General features: G+C 47.8%; 16 protein-coding genes. 8 read left to right on the top strand and 8 right to left on the bottom strand.

Annotated features, from left to right (window positions below; all coding sequences use genetic code 11):
* Window positions 1-27 precede the first annotated feature (27 nt).
* Entirely contained in the window at window positions 28-945 is a 918-nt protein-coding gene (locus KNO95_RS08295) for a TerC family protein (RefSeq protein WP_214703203.1), read from the top strand.
* Window positions 946-1,034: 89 nt separating this feature from the next.
* Window positions 1,035-1,196: a hypothetical protein gene (locus tag KNO95_RS08300; RefSeq protein ID WP_161634144.1), complete on the top strand. Its 162-nt coding sequence runs from the start codon at window positions 1,035-1,037 to the stop codon at window positions 1,194-1,196.
* A gap of 46 nt (window positions 1,197-1,242) precedes the next feature.
* Here KNO95_RS08300 and KNO95_RS08305 read toward each other — a convergent pair whose 3' ends face one another.
* On the bottom strand, window positions 1,243-1,959 hold the full coding sequence (locus KNO95_RS08305) for a peptidoglycan DD-metalloendopeptidase family protein (RefSeq protein ID WP_214878668.1): 717 nt from the start codon (window positions 1,957-1,959) through the stop codon (window positions 1,243-1,245).
* A 199-nt stretch (window positions 1,960-2,158) separates the two neighbouring features.
* Window positions 2,159-2,635 carry a DUF305 domain-containing protein gene (locus KNO95_RS08310; RefSeq protein WP_214703201.1) on the bottom strand — a complete coding sequence of 159 codons (477 nt, stop codon included), beginning with the start codon at window positions 2,633-2,635 and terminating at the stop codon, window positions 2,159-2,161.
* A 168-nt stretch (window positions 2,636-2,803) separates the two neighbouring features.
* Between KNO95_RS08310 and KNO95_RS08315 the strand changes: the two genes are divergently transcribed.
* From KNO95_RS08315 to KNO95_RS08325, 3 genes are read left to right on the top strand one after another with little or no spacing between them, the layout of a single operon-like run.
* Complete coding sequence (locus KNO95_RS08315; protein ID WP_214878670.1) at window positions 2,804-3,142, top strand: hypothetical protein; 339 nt, start codon at window positions 2,804-2,806, stop codon at window positions 3,140-3,142.
* Window positions 3,143-3,172: 30 nt separating this feature from the next.
* Entirely contained in the window at window positions 3,173-3,847 is a 675-nt protein-coding gene (locus KNO95_RS08320) for a response regulator transcription factor (protein WP_214878671.1), read from the top strand.
* The gene (locus KNO95_RS08325; protein WP_214878673.1) at window positions 3,844-5,253 is read left to right on the top strand and encodes a sensor histidine kinase; all 1,410 of its coding nucleotides are present in this window, start codon (window positions 3,844-3,846) and stop codon (window positions 5,251-5,253) included. Before KNO95_RS08320 ends, KNO95_RS08325 begins: the two co-directional genes overlap by 4 nt.
* A gap of 18 nt (window positions 5,254-5,271) precedes the next feature.
* Here the strand turns inward: KNO95_RS08325 and KNO95_RS08330 are convergent, their stop codons facing one another.
* On the bottom strand, window positions 5,272-6,216 hold the full coding sequence (locus tag KNO95_RS08330; RefSeq protein WP_214878675.1) for a F510_1955 family glycosylhydrolase: 945 nt from the start codon (window positions 6,214-6,216) through the stop codon (window positions 5,272-5,274).
* 58 nt (window positions 6,217-6,274) lie between these two features.
* Complete coding sequence (locus tag KNO95_RS08335) at window positions 6,275-8,284, bottom strand: heavy metal translocating P-type ATPase (protein ID WP_251129296.1); 2,010 nt, start codon at window positions 8,282-8,284, stop codon at window positions 6,275-6,277.
* 133 nt (window positions 8,285-8,417) lie between these two features.
* On the opposite strand from KNO95_RS08335, the gene KNO95_RS08340 reads away from it, so the two are divergent.
* Both KNO95_RS08340 and KNO95_RS08345 read left to right on the top strand, forming a co-directional pair.
* Window positions 8,418-9,938: a multicopper oxidase family protein gene (locus KNO95_RS08340; RefSeq protein ID WP_214703197.1), complete on the top strand. Its 1,521-nt coding sequence runs from the start codon at window positions 8,418-8,420 to the stop codon at window positions 9,936-9,938.
* A 158-nt stretch (window positions 9,939-10,096) separates the two neighbouring features.
* Window positions 10,097-11,242, top strand: coding sequence for a sensor histidine kinase (locus tag KNO95_RS08345; protein ID WP_214878677.1), 1,146 nt, complete (start codon window positions 10,097-10,099; stop codon window positions 11,240-11,242).
* Window positions 11,243-11,266: 24 nt separating this feature from the next.
* Here the strand turns inward: KNO95_RS08345 and KNO95_RS08350 are convergent, their stop codons facing one another.
* Window positions 11,267-12,709 carry a carbon starvation CstA family protein gene (locus KNO95_RS08350; protein ID WP_214878679.1) on the bottom strand — a complete coding sequence of 481 codons (1,443 nt, stop codon included), beginning with the start codon at window positions 12,707-12,709 and terminating at the stop codon, window positions 11,267-11,269.
* Window positions 12,710-12,938: 229 nt separating this feature from the next.
* Between KNO95_RS08350 and KNO95_RS08355 the strand changes: the two genes are divergently transcribed.
* On the top strand, window positions 12,939-13,091 hold the full coding sequence (locus KNO95_RS08355) for a hypothetical protein (RefSeq protein WP_214878681.1): 153 nt from the start codon (window positions 12,939-12,941) through the stop codon (window positions 13,089-13,091).
* Between the two features lie 8 nt (window positions 13,092-13,099).
* Here KNO95_RS08355 and KNO95_RS08360 read toward each other — a convergent pair whose 3' ends face one another.
* From KNO95_RS08360 to KNO95_RS08370, 3 genes are read right to left on the bottom strand one after another with little or no spacing between them, the layout of a single operon-like run.
* A complete protein-coding gene (locus KNO95_RS08360) occupies window positions 13,100-14,710 on the bottom strand; it encodes a glycoside hydrolase family 13 protein (protein WP_214878683.1) in 1,611 nt (536 codons plus the stop codon).
* Between the two features lie 52 nt (window positions 14,711-14,762).
* Complete coding sequence (gene pgmB / locus KNO95_RS08365; RefSeq protein WP_026825138.1) at window positions 14,763-15,413, bottom strand: beta-phosphoglucomutase; 651 nt, start codon at window positions 15,411-15,413, stop codon at window positions 14,763-14,765.
* Between the two features lie 11 nt (window positions 15,414-15,424).
* The gene (locus KNO95_RS08370; RefSeq protein ID WP_214878685.1) at window positions 15,425-16,249 is read right to left on the bottom strand and encodes a carbohydrate ABC transporter permease; all 825 of its coding nucleotides are present in this window, start codon (window positions 16,247-16,249) and stop codon (window positions 15,425-15,427) included.
* Window positions 16,250-16,260 lie beyond the last annotated feature (11 nt).

Raw genomic sequence — 16,260 nt, forward strand, 5'->3', positions numbered from 1 at the left:
ATATGAACTTAAAAGGATGAATTGTTGTTGACCCTACTCATCGGGTTTTTACTCATCGTCATCTTCATGCTCGCGCTTGACCTCGGGGTGTTCCACCGCAAGGCACACGAAGTCTCGCTCCACGAGGCATGGACATGGACGTTTGTCTGGATTGGGATTGCCCTCGTAATCGGGGGATGGTTGTTCTACACGCAAGGCAGTACGGCCGCGACGGAATATGCGAGCGTATACTTCATCGAGAAGGCACTCGCGATTGATAACGTGTTCGTCTTCTCGCTCGTCTTTGCCTACTTCGCCATCCCGCTCAAGTATCAGCACAAAGTGTTGTTCTGGGGGATTCTCGGAGCGATTCTTTTCCGCGCCGTCTTCATCGTCGCTGGGGTATCGTTGTTAGAAAACTTCGGTTGGGTGTACTACGTGTTCGGAGCGTTCCTCGTCTATACGGGTTGGGTGATGTATAAAAATATCGGGAAAGACGAGTCACTTGAAGAAAATAAGACGATTCGTTGGCTCGAACGACGCCTTCCGATCACACAAGACATTTCATCTGGGAAGTTCACGAAACGGATCAACGGGAAGTTGTTCTTCACACCGCTCTTCATCGCGCTCATCTTCATCGAGTTGTCAGATATCGTCTTCGCCGTCGATTCGGTCGCCGCGAGCTTCGTGTATTCGCGTGACCCGTATATCATCTTCTATGCGAATATCATGGCGATTCTTGGACTTCGTAGTCTCTACTTCGTTCTCGCCAACTTGATCGACCGCTTCTATTACTTGAAGCACGGCCTCAGTTTCATGCTCGTCTTTATCGGGGCGAAGATGATTTTAGGTGATGTGTACAAGATGCCGATCTGGATGTCGCTCGGGACAATCGTTCTCGTCATCTTGATTAGCGTTCTCTATAGTTTCTACAAAACGAAACCTAGTTCGGACAAACACGTATAATGAATCAATCGATCCATTTCGTCGGTGTTCTTTCTTTGAAATTCTCGGGTAATCATTGAGGTGCACAACTACAGAAAAGGGGATTCACTATGTTTGATCGGATTGGCCTCATGAGTATCGGTCTCGTCTTCGGGATCATCCTCATGTTACTCTTCAACAACTTATTCGGATTAGTGTTCGGTGTCGTTCTTGGCGCGAGCCTCATCGTTGCCAACCAACTCGGACGAAACAAACGAACAACGATCCACTAACCAAAAAGCACGCGCCCCCATCGATTGAGGAGCGCGTGCTTTTGCGTTAAAACATCGTATATGGATTGATACTGTTGGCAGGAGCTGAACTGCTATATACATAGCTGTTCCGGTGTACTTCGAAATGGAGATGGTTTCCGAACGAGTTGCCGGTATTTCCGATGGCTCCGATCGTCGCGCCTTTCGCGACCGTCTGTCCTTTGACGACATGGAGGCGGTCGAGGTGTGCGTATACCGTAATGTAGGTTTGGCCATTTAACTGATGGGTCATCATGATGTGATTCCCGTACGCCCCGTAGTTTCGGGAGACAATGACTTGTCCAGACGCGGCTGCCATGACCGGTGTTCCTCTTGGAGCAGCCAAGTCGACGCCGTTATGGAACGTATAACCGTACTGCCCGCTCGCAGGACCATACTTTTGTGTCAACGTCCCTTTTGTCGGGATGATCATTTTCGCAGTCGATGTCGTTGAAAGCGTGGAGATACTATACTTCTTCACATATGTACTCGATACGTAACGAGATGTGCCGTTGAAGTTAATTTTCGTCCATCCCCCGCTCACGCCGAGGTATTTGAATGACTGTCCTAACTTCGCGCTGCCGACGATCGCATACGTCGTGCCTGGGCCTGAACGGACGTTTAAGCTGTTGGTCGTGATTTTGACATAATACGTGGTCGCCGCTTCAGCAGGCGTACCGGCTGGAGTGAAGATTACCATGGTGAGTAAGACTGCACAGAAGAGGGAGAGCATCTTTCGTTTCATGTTATGGTAAATCCTTTCAATTATGTATTTAAATTTTTATTTTTTATATTATCTAACTGAAAAAATTTTACCACCAAAACGAACCGACAAATATGTCATTTATATTTCAAATAAAGGAAAACAAATTATAACTTACTTTCTTTATTTTTCCTTTTCAACATACAAAAAATGCACAGCCGTTTTCGACTGTGCATGTCTGTTACTCACGATTTTCCTCGGCGTTCTCCTCTTCATCCTCTAAATCTTCAATCAATCGCTTCATCTCTTCAATTTCACGGCGCTGTGCCTTGATGATTTCTTCAGACAATTCTTTCACGCGTGGGTCTTCAATTTCAGCGCGTTCACTTGTCAAAATGGCAATCGAGTGGTGAGGGATCATCGCTTTCATCCAACTGACATCATCGACGGTCGTCTGGCTCCTAACGAGCCAGAGTGAGGCACTGAAGACGAGAGCACTGACCCCTAGGATGATAAAGTTAACTGTTTTGTTCTTATACATCCCCCACATGAAGAGAAGCATGACGAACGCCATGACCGATCCCATGATGAGTGCCATGTACAACCTCGTCTGACTAAAGAAGATATGATTGAACTGAAACACGTTCAAATACATGAGCCAATACATCAGGAATGTCGAGACCGCAATCATGATTCCAAATTTACCGTACTGTTTCATCTTATTCATCCTTTCTTATTGTGCGTATAAAAACTCTTTTTCCTACTTGTTCTATACTCAAACCCGCCTATTTCTCCGTCTAATCGTACTCTTAACGCTTTTCACTTCTTTTTCACAAACATCGGGTACACTAGTGAAATTGAGTTCATGCAAGGAAGGAGAACGATGATGCAAGAGCGGACATTGCGTGACGTACTAGCAACACTTGATTCTGTTTTATCTTGGTCCTATCTCGATCACCCGGAAGAAATGACAATTCGCGGAATCGGAACGACACCAGAAAAAATAAATAAAATGTTTTTATATATATGCAAGCGCCCAATCAATGAACGTGGCGTCGATTTAGTGAGGGCCGCCATCCGAAATGGTGCAGTAGCCATCGTCACGGATCGACCGATTGACGCGAGAGTACCCGTCATTTACTGTCGAGACGTCGAACGCGCATGTGAACAACTACAGACTCTTTTTGCCACGGAAGGAAATCACGCGAAGCACGCGGAACGATAATAATAGGAGTAAAGAAAGGAGGAGTACAAGATGAAGATTCTCATTGTAGACGATGAAGAAAAGATGAGACATTTGATTCGTCTGTTTCTTGAGGGTGACGGGTACTCTTGCATCGAGGCGAGCGATGCTCGTTCCGCACTCGACAAAATCGAAGAGCGTCCGGATCTCGTCCTTTTAGATATTATGATGCCAAAAGTAGATGGGATCTCACTTTGTCGTCAGTTAAAGACGATGGACCCGGCATTACCTGTCGTCTTATTGACGGCACGTTCAGACAATGAAACGACCATCCAGGGATTAGATGCCGGAGCGGATGATTACGTCACCAAACCGTTCGATGGGAACGTGCTCCTCGCCCGTATTCGCGCCGTCTTACGCCGGACCCGTGTCGTCAACATCCAATACGGACCACTTCGTTACGATGAGGAGAGCGGACGCGTTTTGTATGAAGAACAAGAGATTGTCCTCACACCGAAAGCGACGGCCATCTTGAAACTGTTCCTTCAGCACCCGAATCGACTCTTCAATCGCCTAGATTTATTTGATCTCGTCTGGCCCTACTTTGCAGAATCCGACCCTCGCACAGTTGATGCGCATATTCGTATGATTCGAGAAAAGTTAGGAGATGCAGGATTTCCGATTGATGATTATTTAAAGACGGTATGGGGACGTGGATATCGATGGACCGAGGAGCGTTCCGGATGAAGCGAAGTCGTAACAGTCTACCGTTTCGCATCAGCCTCGTCTTTCTCCTATCAACCCTATTGATTGAAGGTGTGTTGTTTCTTCTCCTCTATCACACGCTTCTCGGCGAACGCGTTGTAGAAGAAATCAATCGCCTCGAATCTCGGGCCGAGAGCCATGCGAGCGTATTAGCAATGAATTTTTCCGAAGAGACGATTGATCATGTAGCGACCATGGAAAGTGAGACCGATACGAAAGTCGCCATCACTGATCCCACGCATCATCTTCTTCAGACTTCACGCTTCTTTCCCCAAGTCCTTGCCGATACAGTCGATTCTAAAAAACAAACTGGCCCCTTCGACGACACGACTGTCCTAGAGGACGACTGGGAAAACGAACCGTATTTGAGCGTTCGTACGCCAATCACAGATGATACCGACAGACGGTATGGATACGTCTATATGTTTTTACCGACCGAAATCATTCATGGAATTAGCCATCGGCTCCAGTGGCGATTCCTATATATCACGGCGATCGCGCTCGTAACGACCGTCTTGACGTTCATCCTCTTGAGTCGATTGATTTCAAAACCAATTCAATCATTGAAACAAGCAACGGAGAACGTATTGACAAACCCAGACGATTTACGGTTACCGACGAATCGTGTCGACGAAATCGGTGAATTAGCGCGTGCCATCGAATCGATGTCAGTGGAACTATCAAGACTACGGCGGGAACGTCGTCAGTTTTTATCCGACCTATCGCATGAAATCAAGACCCCTCTCACTTACTTGAGGGGTTACGCCGAAATCGCTTCGAAAGAAGGCACGCCCGAATCATTACGCAAACAGTCGATTCAAACGATTTTAGATGAGAGCCGGTCGCTCACAGAGCTCGTCGAAAATGCGTTTCAATTGGCACAGCTCGATGAAAACACATTCTTGTTGCACCGAGAAGAAGTGACCGTCACGACGTTTTGTGCGGACTTACGTCGAATGCTCGATACGATGTTCCGGATGACGACGATTCACTTCGATGCTGCACCGAACACGGGACAACAAGACATCGCTCTTACATTGGATCGGCACCGGATGCTCCAAGTCTTCCGCTCCATCGCCCATAATGCGATTGAACATAGTGAGGCCTCTCATGTCTCCCTACGCTCAAACGTCACGGACACTCACCTGATCCTGACCATTACAGACAATGGGAAAGGCATTCCTGAAAAAGATTTACCTCACATTTTTGACCGCCTGTATCGTGTGGAAAAATCACGGTCCCGACAGACCGGTGGCAGTGGACTCGGACTCGCCATCGCTGACCAAATCGTCAACCGTCACGGCGGAGAATTGACAGTCACGTCTGACGCATCGGGCACTTCTTTCACCATCATGCTTCCACTCGACAAAAAGACGCCTATCCTTTAATGGAAAGGCGTCTTTTGATCAGTTGAGCTCACCTTTGTCGAGGCGCATCTCCCATTCCCCGTCTGTAAACTCATATACGCTGTTATCCGATGTGACGAGCAACATGCGCTCCTCTTTGACTGCCAATTTGATTGGCACAGCATCCGCTTGAAGCTCTGGAAGGTTGAACGTCTCTGTCGACTCATCGTCTAAGTTGAAACGAACCCCTTCGAAAGAACCATCTGTCTGTCGTACGTAGGCCAACTGCCCCTCATCCGCTCCGACCGTGACAACTTGTTCTGCTTCAACAAGTGGCTCGAACGAATCTCCAGAGTCATTCGAAACGAGGATGCCGGACGGCCCGTACAAGAAGACGCGCTCCGCATCCGTCGCATCGGCGACGATACCTGCCACTTGCGCTTCCTCTATTCCTTGCACCTGCATCGGTTCAAATGAGCTCCCACCATCGATGGAACGATAAAATCCCGGTTCTAGCTCCGAGGTCGCTTCTTCCAGATAAACGTAGAGTGTACCTGTGGCATAACCGGCGCTCATATAGTGAAAATCTGCCTCACCTTCAAGCGACCGACTCTCGAGTACCACCCCATGATTTTTTCCATGCATGACCCCAAGTGGATTTTTGAAATCTGTCCGACGATCGGGGTGACCGCTCGCATAAAATCCATCCTCGACGACTTCAAACCCCATATAGTCATGGCGATTTGTCGGAAGCGTATACCAACCGTCTTCTCGATATTCCATTAACCCGGCATGAGTTGCGATGACAGGACGTTCGTCGTCTTGCCAAAATCCTGCCCCGTGGATGTGGGAGACCATTTCATCCGCTCCCACGCGTTGCCACATGTCCTGTGTCGCTGTCGTTTCGTTTTCTGATTGGTTTGTATCCGATGGCGCCTCTTCTGCTCCACACGCCGACAAGAGCAGGGGAGTCAGTAATAGTGATAGCATAAACGTTCGTTTCATCTCAATCCCTCCATCATTAGCATCCCATCTAGCATACGTGCTAAAGATGAAAAACTTGTTAAATCTTCAAAAGTCGGGCGTTGATGGCGACAATGATTGTACTTAGACTCATCAAAACGGCACCGATGGCTGGTGATAGGATAATGCCAATTGGTGCCAACACGCCCGCAGCGAGTGGGATGGCGACGATGTTGTAACCAGCGGCCCACCATAGATTTTGAATCATCTTACGATACGTGTTTTGTGAAAGTTCCAAAATCGATAGGACATCTTTCGGATTACTGCGGACGAGGACGATGTCTGCCGTCTCGACGGCAACGTCTGTCCCGCTCCCGATTGCGATTCCGACATCAGCTTGCGCTAAGGCCGGGGCATCATTGATCCCATCTCCGACCATCGCTACTTTGCTGCCATCTTTCTGGACGTCTTTTACCTGGTTCGCCTTGTCGTCTGGCAATACTTCGGCATACACGTCATCGATACCGAGCTGACCCGCGACCCAATGCGCGACCTTCTCGTTGTCCCCCGTCAACATGATGGAGCGGATGCCTTTTTCACGAAGGGCCTCGACGGTCTCCCTCGCCTCTTCCCGTACTAGATCGGCCATCGCAATCATACCGACCCATTCACCGTCCTTCAGGACAAAGACGACGGTTTTGCCTTCTTCCGATAATCGCGTGAACGTTTCTTCATCGATTTGAATGTGTTGATCACGGATATGACGTGGACTGACGACTTGTATGTGCGCACCGTCAACCGTTCCTTCTAAACCGACACCTGTGATGGAGCCAAAATGATCGACAGCGGAGAGCTTCAACTCCCGTTTTTCTATTTCTCTCAATACTCCTTGTGCGAGTGGATGTTGCGACTCACGCTCAACCGATCCTGCAAGTTGTAACACGTCTTCTTCCGTATAAGATGAGCTCGCCTGTACGTCCGTGACGCCGAAATTCCCTTCCGTCAACGTACCGGTCTTATCAAAGATGACGGCATCGAGTCGACGTGCTTCTTCAAATTGGGTCCGATTACGGATGAGAAGACCTTGTTTCGCCGATAGCGCTGTCGAAACTGCGACGACGAGCGGTGTCGCCAGTCCGAGTGCATGCGGACACGAGATGACCATGACCGTCACCATCCGTTCGACCGCCGTCCCTACCGAGTAGCCGAGCATGAACCAGATGGTGAACGTGATGACTCCAGCAGCAATCGCGATGTAGAACAAATATTTCGCCGCACGGTTTGCCAAGTTTTGAGCCCGTGACTTCGATTTTTGGGCTTCGCTCACCAACTCGATGACTTTTGACAAATACGTAGTTTCTCCCGTACCGATCGTTTCAATCGTCAAACTCCCTTCTTGGTTGATGGAACCTGCGATGACGTCCTCACCTTCGGACTTTTCGACCGGGACCGATTCACCTGTCAACATCGACTCATCGATTGTCGTCTGCCCTTTGATAATCTTCCCGTCTACCGGAACCTGTTCCCCTGGCTTGACGAGAATCCGATCTCCTTCTTTAAGCTCAGAGATCGGGACGTCCTCCGTCTCTTCCCCGTTGATGCGATGCGCCTCGTTCGGTAACAGTTGGACGAGTTGCTCCAACGCATTTGACGCCCCCATGACCGAACGCATTTCAATCCAGTGACCGAGTAGCATGATCACAATCAGTGAAGCGAGTTCCCAAAAGAAGTCATGGCCACTTCCGTATCCAAAGACGACAGCGGCACTATAGAAGTAAGCGACACTGATTGCCAAGCCAATCAGCATCATCATACCCGGGCTACGATCCCACAGCTCATCCACACTCCCTTTTAAGAATGGCCATCCACCGTATACATACACAATCGTCGCTAAGACAAACAAGATTGTTTTTTCAAATGGAAAATCAAGTTCAAATCGAAGCCATTCTTGAATCATATCCGACAACAGGAGGATCGGAATCATCAGACCGAGCGAAACAAAAAAGCGCCGTTTAAAGTCTTCAATCATATGTTCATGTCCATGTCCTCCGTGATGAGAATCATGACTATCTTCATGGTGTTCATGATGTTCGTGATGTTCATGCTCCATTATTCATCCTCTCCTTTATACGGATGATATACCCCTGTGCGGTATATTGATAAACGAATTTAGGCTTTCATGTTTCTTTCACAATTAAGTGGTAAAACAAAGTAAGGACTGATAGATAAAGGAGTGTTAAATGATGAAATCAAAAGGAATATGGTTCCTATTAACGGGGATATTGATCGGGATCATTCTAGTTCTACTGTTCGTCTTATTCAATGGAAGATGGAACATGAACAATATGAATCATATGTGGGACAACAATTCAACGTTTGAACAGATGGATGATTATATGATGGGCAACGATGGAATGACAGGAAATGGCGGACCGATGGGACACGGAACGACGCAAGCAATCGAGGCATCTGATGAACCGGAACAATCGCTTCCGATTCCCTCCCCCTTGAAACCAAACCGCGTCACGGACAGTACCGTCTATTATACGGTAGTAGCAGATGAAGGAACGTCACAGTTCTTTCAAAATGGAAAATCGACAGAAACGCTTGGATATAACGGAAACTTACTCGGACCGATGCTCGAGCTCCCAAAAGGAAAGACAGTCGTGATTGATACAATCAACCGATTGGATGAACCGACAACGTTCCACTGGCACGGTCTTGTCATCCCTGCCGAAATGGACGGAGGGCCGCATCAAGCTATAGCAGCGGGCGACCGTGCACAAGTTCGACTCGATATCGACCAAGAGCCGAGTACGCTTTGGTTTCACCCCCATCCGATGGGCGCAACAGCTGAACAAGTTTACAAAGGGCTCGCCGGTCTTCTTTATGTGACCGACGATGCACAGAGTGGTCTCCCGAATGACTATGGTGTCGACGACATCCCGCTTATCGTACAGGATCGGCTCTTCACAAAAGATGGTGAACTTGACTACGATGCTCATATGAACGTCGACGGGACGACGGGCGATACGATTCTTGCGAACGGAGCCATTAATACAACGTTTGATGTCCAAACCGAAACGCTCCGAGTCCGCCTTGTCAATGGTTCGAACGCGCGCGATTTTGACTTTACACTATCGAATGGGGAAAACATGACGCAAATCGCGGCAGACGGCGGGCTGTTGGAACAACCGGTTTCTTTGAAGACCATCTCGTTGACACCAGGTGAACGGGCCGAAGTGTTAATTGATTTTTCAGAAATAGAAGATGATGTCGCCTTAGAGGCTGATGGAGTATCTTTCACTACGTTTCGTGTTGGTGAACTCGACAAAGCGTCCATCGATATACCAACGAGCAAGAAAACACCGACTCCAGTGAATACGAAAACAGACCGTCAGCTCACCTTGTTCGGGATGGGGAACATGGTGTCCATCAACGGCGATACGTATGATCCAGACCGAATCGATATAAAAGTGAAACAAGGGGACACAGAGATATGGGAAATCGAGAACAAACCAGACATGATGGGCGGGATGACGCATCCCTTCCACATTCACGGTGTCCAGTTCCGAATCATCAGTCGAGATGGCAACCCACCAGCCGATTATGAGAAAGGTTGGAAAGACACGGTAGCCGTCGCTCCTGATGAACGGGTAAAAATTGAACTTACCTTCACCGAAACCGGCACGTTCATGTATCATTGCCACATCCTCGAGCATGAAGAGAACGGGATGATGGGACAATTAAATGTGACCGAATGACCCAACACCTCTCCGTTCACTCAACGGAGAGGTGTTTTGCATGTCCGTCCCAATTTCGGTACGTTTCTGTTAGGACTATCGCCTGTATAGGGATTCCCGCTCGAATGTCGTATACTAGTTGTGAACGACTGTACAAATGATTGCGAGGAGGTAGGTTGATGCGCCGATTTCGTAGGGTAGTACAAAAGCGATCCGCTCGTCAAAAACAGGAACGTCACACGTTCTCCATCGCTTCCGTTGTGGAAGAAGTGCAGGATGCGATATGTTATATCGATTTTTCGAAACACCGTCTTTATACGAATCACCTGCTTCGTCACTGGTGCCCTTCGATGATGACACAATCGTTCACTTCCATGGAAACGTTAACTCGTTTCCTCTATACAATTTTTGAAGAGCATGGAGCAGATATGGCGCAAGTTGCGCACATGATTCAAGAATTGCTCGAGTGCGAGACCGAGACATGGCCAAGCATGACGTCACGACGCGTTCGGTTTGATGACCGGACGCTACACCTGATCTTCAACTTCACCCGAACACCAAGAGGCGTCTTCATCATGTGGCGTGACCAAACCGAGACCGTTCGCTTTGAAGAACGAAGAAACGCGTTTATCGCTGAACTGTCCCATGACTTCCGTACTCCTCTGACTGCCATTCATGGCTATACTGAATTGTTGATGAACAATCATGATGGTAATGAAAAAACGTCCAAAATGTTGCGGCATGTCAAAGAAGAGGCAGAGCGGTTAGATCGACTCGTCGATAACTTCCTCGATTATCAAAAAATTGATTATTCGGCAGAACAACTGGCCGTCACAACCTTTCCTCTTCTTCCTTTGCTTAAAGACATCACGGAGAGTTATCAGGCCATGTCACCAAATCATGAAGTGACTTACGCTGCTCCTCCCATCCATATTCAAGCAGACGAAGAAAAACTGAAACAAATGCTCCATAATCTGATTGGAAATGCGATTAAATACTCCCCTGAAGGAGGAACTGTGCACACACAGGTCGAGGATCAGGCAGGTACCGTCACCTTATCCGTCTCTGACACAGGAATCGGAATTCCAGCGGATGCACTCCCATATATCTTTGATGAATACTATCGTGTCGATTCGAAAGCCCATCACACCATTAAAGGAACAGGGCTCGGTCTACGTATTTGTAAGCGAATTGCCGAGGCCCATGGTTGGGGAATCCATGCGGACTCCGTTTATGAAGAAGGTACGACATTCACGATTGAACTGCATGCACGTCACGCATCTTCTTATGTTCGTACGCCACCATACGTGAAAAGGTTCGACTGATACTTTTGATCAGCCGAACCTTTTTCATGCGACTTCTTTCACTGGAATGTCACACTCCATCTGTGCCGCCCGCATCGCGCGTGCCCGCTTATGGAACAAGAAGAGCAGCACGAGCGTCCCGAGTGTCGAGATGACGTACGGCAGGACCCCATCGAGCTTGAAGCCGATCGGCGCCGTCAAGATGTAGAACCAGACCGCATACAACATGAACGTCCCCGGAAGGAGCGCGATGTAATGGTTCTTCCCTTTAATGTACAGGTACATCGCCCCGACGAAGAGCGCGATGACCGCCGTCGTCTGGTTCGCCCAGTTGAAGTACTGCCAGAGCATCTGGAAGTCCATGTTCGTGAGCACGTACGAGATTCCGAAGAGTGGGAGCGCGATCCAGAGGCGTGACGAGAACTTCTTCTGTGCGACCGACAAGTAGTCCGCGATGATCATCCGGGCGCTACGGAACGCCGTGTCGCCTGACGTGATCGGCAAGACGATGACCCCAAGGATCGCGAGCGTCCCGCCGATGCTACCGAGCATGAGTGTCGCCACTTCTTGGACGACGAGTGCCGGCGTCCCCGCGCTGATAAGTCCAAGCAATTCGCCCGGCTCGAAGATGGCCATCGCCGCCCCGGCCCAGACCATCGCGATGACCGCCTCGGCGATCATCATGCCGTAGAAAATGGAGCGGCCGTTGCTTTCTTTCATCGTCGTCCGCGAGATGATCGGCGACTGTGTCGCATGGAAACCGGAGAGCGCCCCGCACGAGATCGTGAAGAACAGGAGCGGCCAGACCGGCAGGCCGTCCGGATGCATGTTCGTCAATGTCATCTCTGGAATCTTGTATCCTTGGGCGAACAAGCTGACCGCGATCCCGATGGCACTGATGACAAGTAATGCCCCGAAGAACGGGTAGATGCGTCCGATGATCTTATCGACCGGGAGAAGCGTCGCCAAGATATAGTAGGCGAACACGCCGAAGATGACGAACATGAGCGTCGTTGCATTCCCGTCGAACAAGTTGTTGATCATGTTACTCGGAGACGTGACGAACACCGTCCCGACGAGTAAGAGAAGTAAAAGTGCGAACCCGTTGACGACATGGCGGAGCGAGCGCCCGAGGAACTTCTCCGCGAGCTGTGGCAAGTGTGCCCCATTATTCCGAAGGGAAATCATCCCGGTCAAATAGTCATGAACCGCCCCGGCAAAGATGGACCCGAACACGATCCAAAGAAAGGCGACCGGTCCATAGAGCGCCCCCATGATCGGTCCGAAGATCGGTCCGACGCCGGCGATGTTCAGTAATTGAATCATCGAATTCCGTTTCTTGCCCATTGGCACGTAGTCGATGCCATCCCGGGAAGCGTAGGCGGGCGTCGTCCGCTCCTCCTTGATGCCGAACGTCTTCTCGACGTAACGACCGTATACGAGATAACCAAGTAATAATATTCCTAAAGCGATGAAAAATGTAATCATGTAGGATGCCTCCATTAAAGAATGAATTGATTTATTGTGAAAAATATCACATAAACAATATAGCAAGAGTTTTTCCCTTTGAATAGACAGATTGTTCATTTTTTCACATGTTTATTTATCTGTTCATTATTTGGACAAACCTCATGGTTGAGCCATTTTCATGAAAGCGTTCTCGGAATTGCATGAAGGATTGCATTTGCGGGAATAAGGATGGCAGGACAAAGAAAGGGTGACAAATCATGAACAACGTGGATACTTATCGATTCCGGTCGCTGTTGTGTTCGCTGTCGTCTTCGGTCTTACACTCGACAACTGGTGGCTCGGGATTGGGATTGGCATCGCCATGTTCTTCGCGTTTCGAGGTACGAAGAAAAAAGCGTGAAGACCATCTCATCCGATGGTCTTCTGATATATACGTGCTTCATGCGGCTGTAAGTGATCGGTTTCATTGACAAGGTTTTGTAGTACGAGAGAGTAGGATTCTGTTGAGACCGGGATAAGATGGTCTTCATCCGAATGATTGAGAATCACTAAAAATCGATCTCGTCCTAAAAAGCGTTCATATGCATGTAGCGACTTATTTTTTGGAATTAAATCGTTAAACTCTCCATAAACAAGCGCTTCATTTGATTTCCTTAATTGAATCAATTTTTGATAATATCGAAACACTGAATCTTCTCGAAGCAAATCAGCTTCTACATTTACATCGACATAGTTCGGATTCACCGTCATCCAAGGGACCGCTTCCGTAAATCCCGCTTCCCGAAAACTGTTCCACTGCATGGGTGTTCGTGAATTATCGCGACTGAGCAAGCGCAAGCTTTCCAACACCACTTTTGGATCTTGTCCTTTGCCAACCTCTTCTACATATCGATTTTTCATCGCAATGTCTTGATAGTCGTCAATCGAATCAAACGTGACACCCGTCATACCGATTTCTTCACCTTGATAGATATAAGGAATGCCAGGTAATGTGTGCGTCAAAGTGGCCAATAGCTTTGCCGAAGCAATACGATGTTCCGCGTCGTTACCATATCGCGTCACTTGACGCGTGTGGTCGTGATTATTTAAGAATTGCGAGTTCCAGCCCTTTCCTTTCAATCCCTCATACCAGTCACGCTGAATTTCTTTGAAACGGAGCATATCCCACGACGGCATCTCATCCGCGATTTGGAAATGAAACAGTGTATTTAGCTCATGACGCGTCTCATCTACATAAAGGACCCCTTCTTCCGGAGTAACGAACGGGATCTCACCGACTGTCATACAATCATAATGTTTTAACACTTCCTCATGCATTTCTTGAAGATACTCATGGATTCCAGGATTATTTGCTAAGTAACTTAAATCATATGGATTCTCGATATCAGACAAATCTTGTCGTTTCGCGAGTAAGTTGATCACATCCATGCGAAAACCGTCGATCCCTTTATCAAGCCAAAAGCGCATCATTTTATAGATTTCATGTCGTAATTCTTCATTTTCCCAGTTGAGATCGGGTTGTTCGACAGCAAACGAATGATAGTAATACTGATTGGTCCTTGCATCATGTTCCCAACATGATGGAGCGAAATAAGAGCGCCAGTTATTCGGTTCTTTACAATCAACAGGATCATGCCAAATATAATAATCTCGTTTCGGTGAATCGATTGATGTCCTTGCTTCAAGGAACCAAGGATGTTGGTCAGATGTATGATTGACGACTAAATCTAAAATGACTTTCAATCCAAGCGTGTGCGCTTCTTCGAGCAAACGCTCAAAGTCTCTCATCGTCCCCGCTTTTTCCATGACACAATAATAGTCCGCAATATCATAACCGTTGTCTTTATCGGGTGAGACATAAAATGGGTTAAGCCAGACAACATCCGCACCGAGTTCTTTAATATACGTTAATTTTTGACGGACACCTTCTAAATCACCGTAACCGTCACCATTTGTATCAAAGAAACTTCGCCAATATACTTGATACACAATCGCCTCTTTCCACCATATCCGTTCCAATTCATCTCCTCCTCATTCAAAAACCCCGAGCGTGACCACTCGAGGCTTTGTTTTAAATCCGCGCTAAGACGTGATCGAGCGTAAGGATACTCGTGTCCGTAAAGACGAGTTCAGCTTCGGTCAACACTTCCGGGTCTCCGATGCCGACAGCGAACATACCAGCTGCATGAATCGCTTCGATGCCAGCGACAGCATCCTCAATCCCTACACAATCTTTCGGTTCGACTTGGAGTGCTGCGGCAGCTTTCAAAAATACTTCAGGGTGCGGCTTCGAATCGGTTACCGTCGCCGCGTCGACGATGTGGTCAAACGCATCGAGTAATCCGAGTTGATGTGTCACCATCTGTGCGTTCTTAGATGCAGACGCCATCCCGACTTTATAGCCAGCTTCTTTCAAATCGCTTAAGAACACCTCAATACCTGGTAAGATGTCCGCACTCGTGATGTTTGAAATAAGAGATACATAGTGTTCATTCTTTTTTGTCGCAAGTCGTCCCTTCTCCTCGACCGAAAAATCATTCTCACGTCCTCCAAGACGTAAAATCCGTTCAAGTGATTCAGTTCGACTCACGCCTTTCAATGTCTCATTGAATTCTCGGTCAAATGGAATCCCCAAATCTTCGCCGAGCGCTTTCCATGCTAAGTAATGATATTCGGCACTATCGGTGATGACACCATCTAAATCAAAGATAAACGCTTTCATCATAACTCTCCTTATTTATCCCCACCAATTCGTAAACCTTGCATGAAGTACTTATTCAGCATGATATACAAAATGATGATCGGAATGATACTGACGACAGAAGCCGCCATAATATAGTTCCATTGAGTCGCGTTCTGGCTTTGGAATGACTGCAAGCCAAGCGTGAGCGTATATTTCTCGGGTGATGTGATATAAAGGAGCGGTTTTAAGAACTCGTTCCAAAATCCTAGGAAGACGAAGACAGCCTGCGTTGCTACCGAGGCGCGGGCCATCGGGAAAACGATACGCCAAAACGTTTGAAATCGATTGAGCCCGTCTACTTGTGCAGCTTCTTCTACTTCACGTGGGAAGTTGATAAAGAACTGTCTCATCAAGAAGATATAGGAGAAATTGATGGCTCCGGGAATGATTAATGCGGAATATGTGTCGAGTATACCAAGCGATCTCATAATCAAGTAGTTCGGGATGAGCAAGATTTGTCCCGGTACCATCATGACCGCCAATATTAATAAAAATAGGTAGTTACGACCAGGAAACCGGAGACGTGCAAGTGAATAACCTGCCATCGTGTTGAAGATGACGTTTACAATCGTACCGAGCGTCGCAATCAAAAAAGAGTTCATGATCCAACGTGGAAAAAGTGGATCTTTCGTAAAGATGTGTTCAAAGTTTGCTAGCGTTGGATTCTCCGGCCAAAGCGTAAGTCCTCCCGCTACAATCTCACTATACGGTTTAAACGAGGCGAGCACTGCCCATAAGAATGGATACAGTGTGACGAGCGCGTACGAAACGAGAATGATGTACATCACGATACGCGGCCATTTTTTATTTTTCATATCCATTCCCC

It is taken from the genome of Exiguobacterium sp. ERU653 (assembly GCF_018617775.1).
In the GTDB taxonomy this organism is placed as follows: Bacteria; Bacillota; Bacilli; order Exiguobacteriales; family Exiguobacteriaceae; genus Exiguobacterium; species Exiguobacterium marinum.

Bases quoted from the DNA above. Each gene is read 5' to 3' on its own strand.
- pgmB (WP_026825138.1), bottom strand. From the start codon at position 15,413: ATGAAAGCGTTTATCTTTGATTTAGATGGTGTCATCACCGATAGTGCC.
- KNO95_RS08320 (WP_214878671.1), top strand. From the start codon at position 3,173: ATGAAGATTCTCATTGTAGACGATGAAGAAAAGATGAGACATTTGATT.
- KNO95_RS08305 (WP_214878668.1), bottom strand. From the start codon at position 1,959: ATGAAACGAAAGATGCTCTCCCTCTTCTGTGCAGTCTTACTCACCATG.
- KNO95_RS08350 (WP_214878679.1), bottom strand. From the start codon at position 12,709: ATGATTACATTTTTCATCGCTTTAGGAATATTATTACTTGGTTATCTC.
- KNO95_RS08335 (WP_251129296.1), bottom strand. From the start codon at position 8,284: ATGGAGCATGAACATCACGAACATCATGAACACCATGAAGATAGTCAT.
- KNO95_RS08315 (WP_214878670.1), top strand. From the start codon at position 2,804: ATGCAAGAGCGGACATTGCGTGACGTACTAGCAACACTTGATTCTGTT.
- KNO95_RS08345 (WP_214878677.1), top strand. From the start codon at position 10,097: ATGCGCCGATTTCGTAGGGTAGTACAAAAGCGATCCGCTCGTCAAAAA.
- KNO95_RS08300 (WP_161634144.1), top strand. From the start codon at position 1,035: ATGTTTGATCGGATTGGCCTCATGAGTATCGGTCTCGTCTTCGGGATC.
- KNO95_RS08340 (WP_214703197.1), top strand. From the start codon at position 8,418: ATGAAATCAAAAGGAATATGGTTCCTATTAACGGGGATATTGATCGGG.
- KNO95_RS08330 (WP_214878675.1), bottom strand. From the start codon at position 6,216: ATGAAACGAACGTTTATGCTATCACTATTACTGACTCCCCTGCTCTTG.
- KNO95_RS08325 (WP_214878673.1), top strand. From the start codon at position 3,844: ATGAAGCGAAGTCGTAACAGTCTACCGTTTCGCATCAGCCTCGTCTTT.
- KNO95_RS08310 (WP_214703201.1), bottom strand. From the start codon at position 2,635: ATGAAACAGTACGGTAAATTTGGAATCATGATTGCGGTCTCGACATTC.
- KNO95_RS08370 (WP_214878685.1), bottom strand. From the start codon at position 16,249: ATGAAAAATAAAAAATGGCCGCGTATCGTGATGTACATCATTCTCGTT.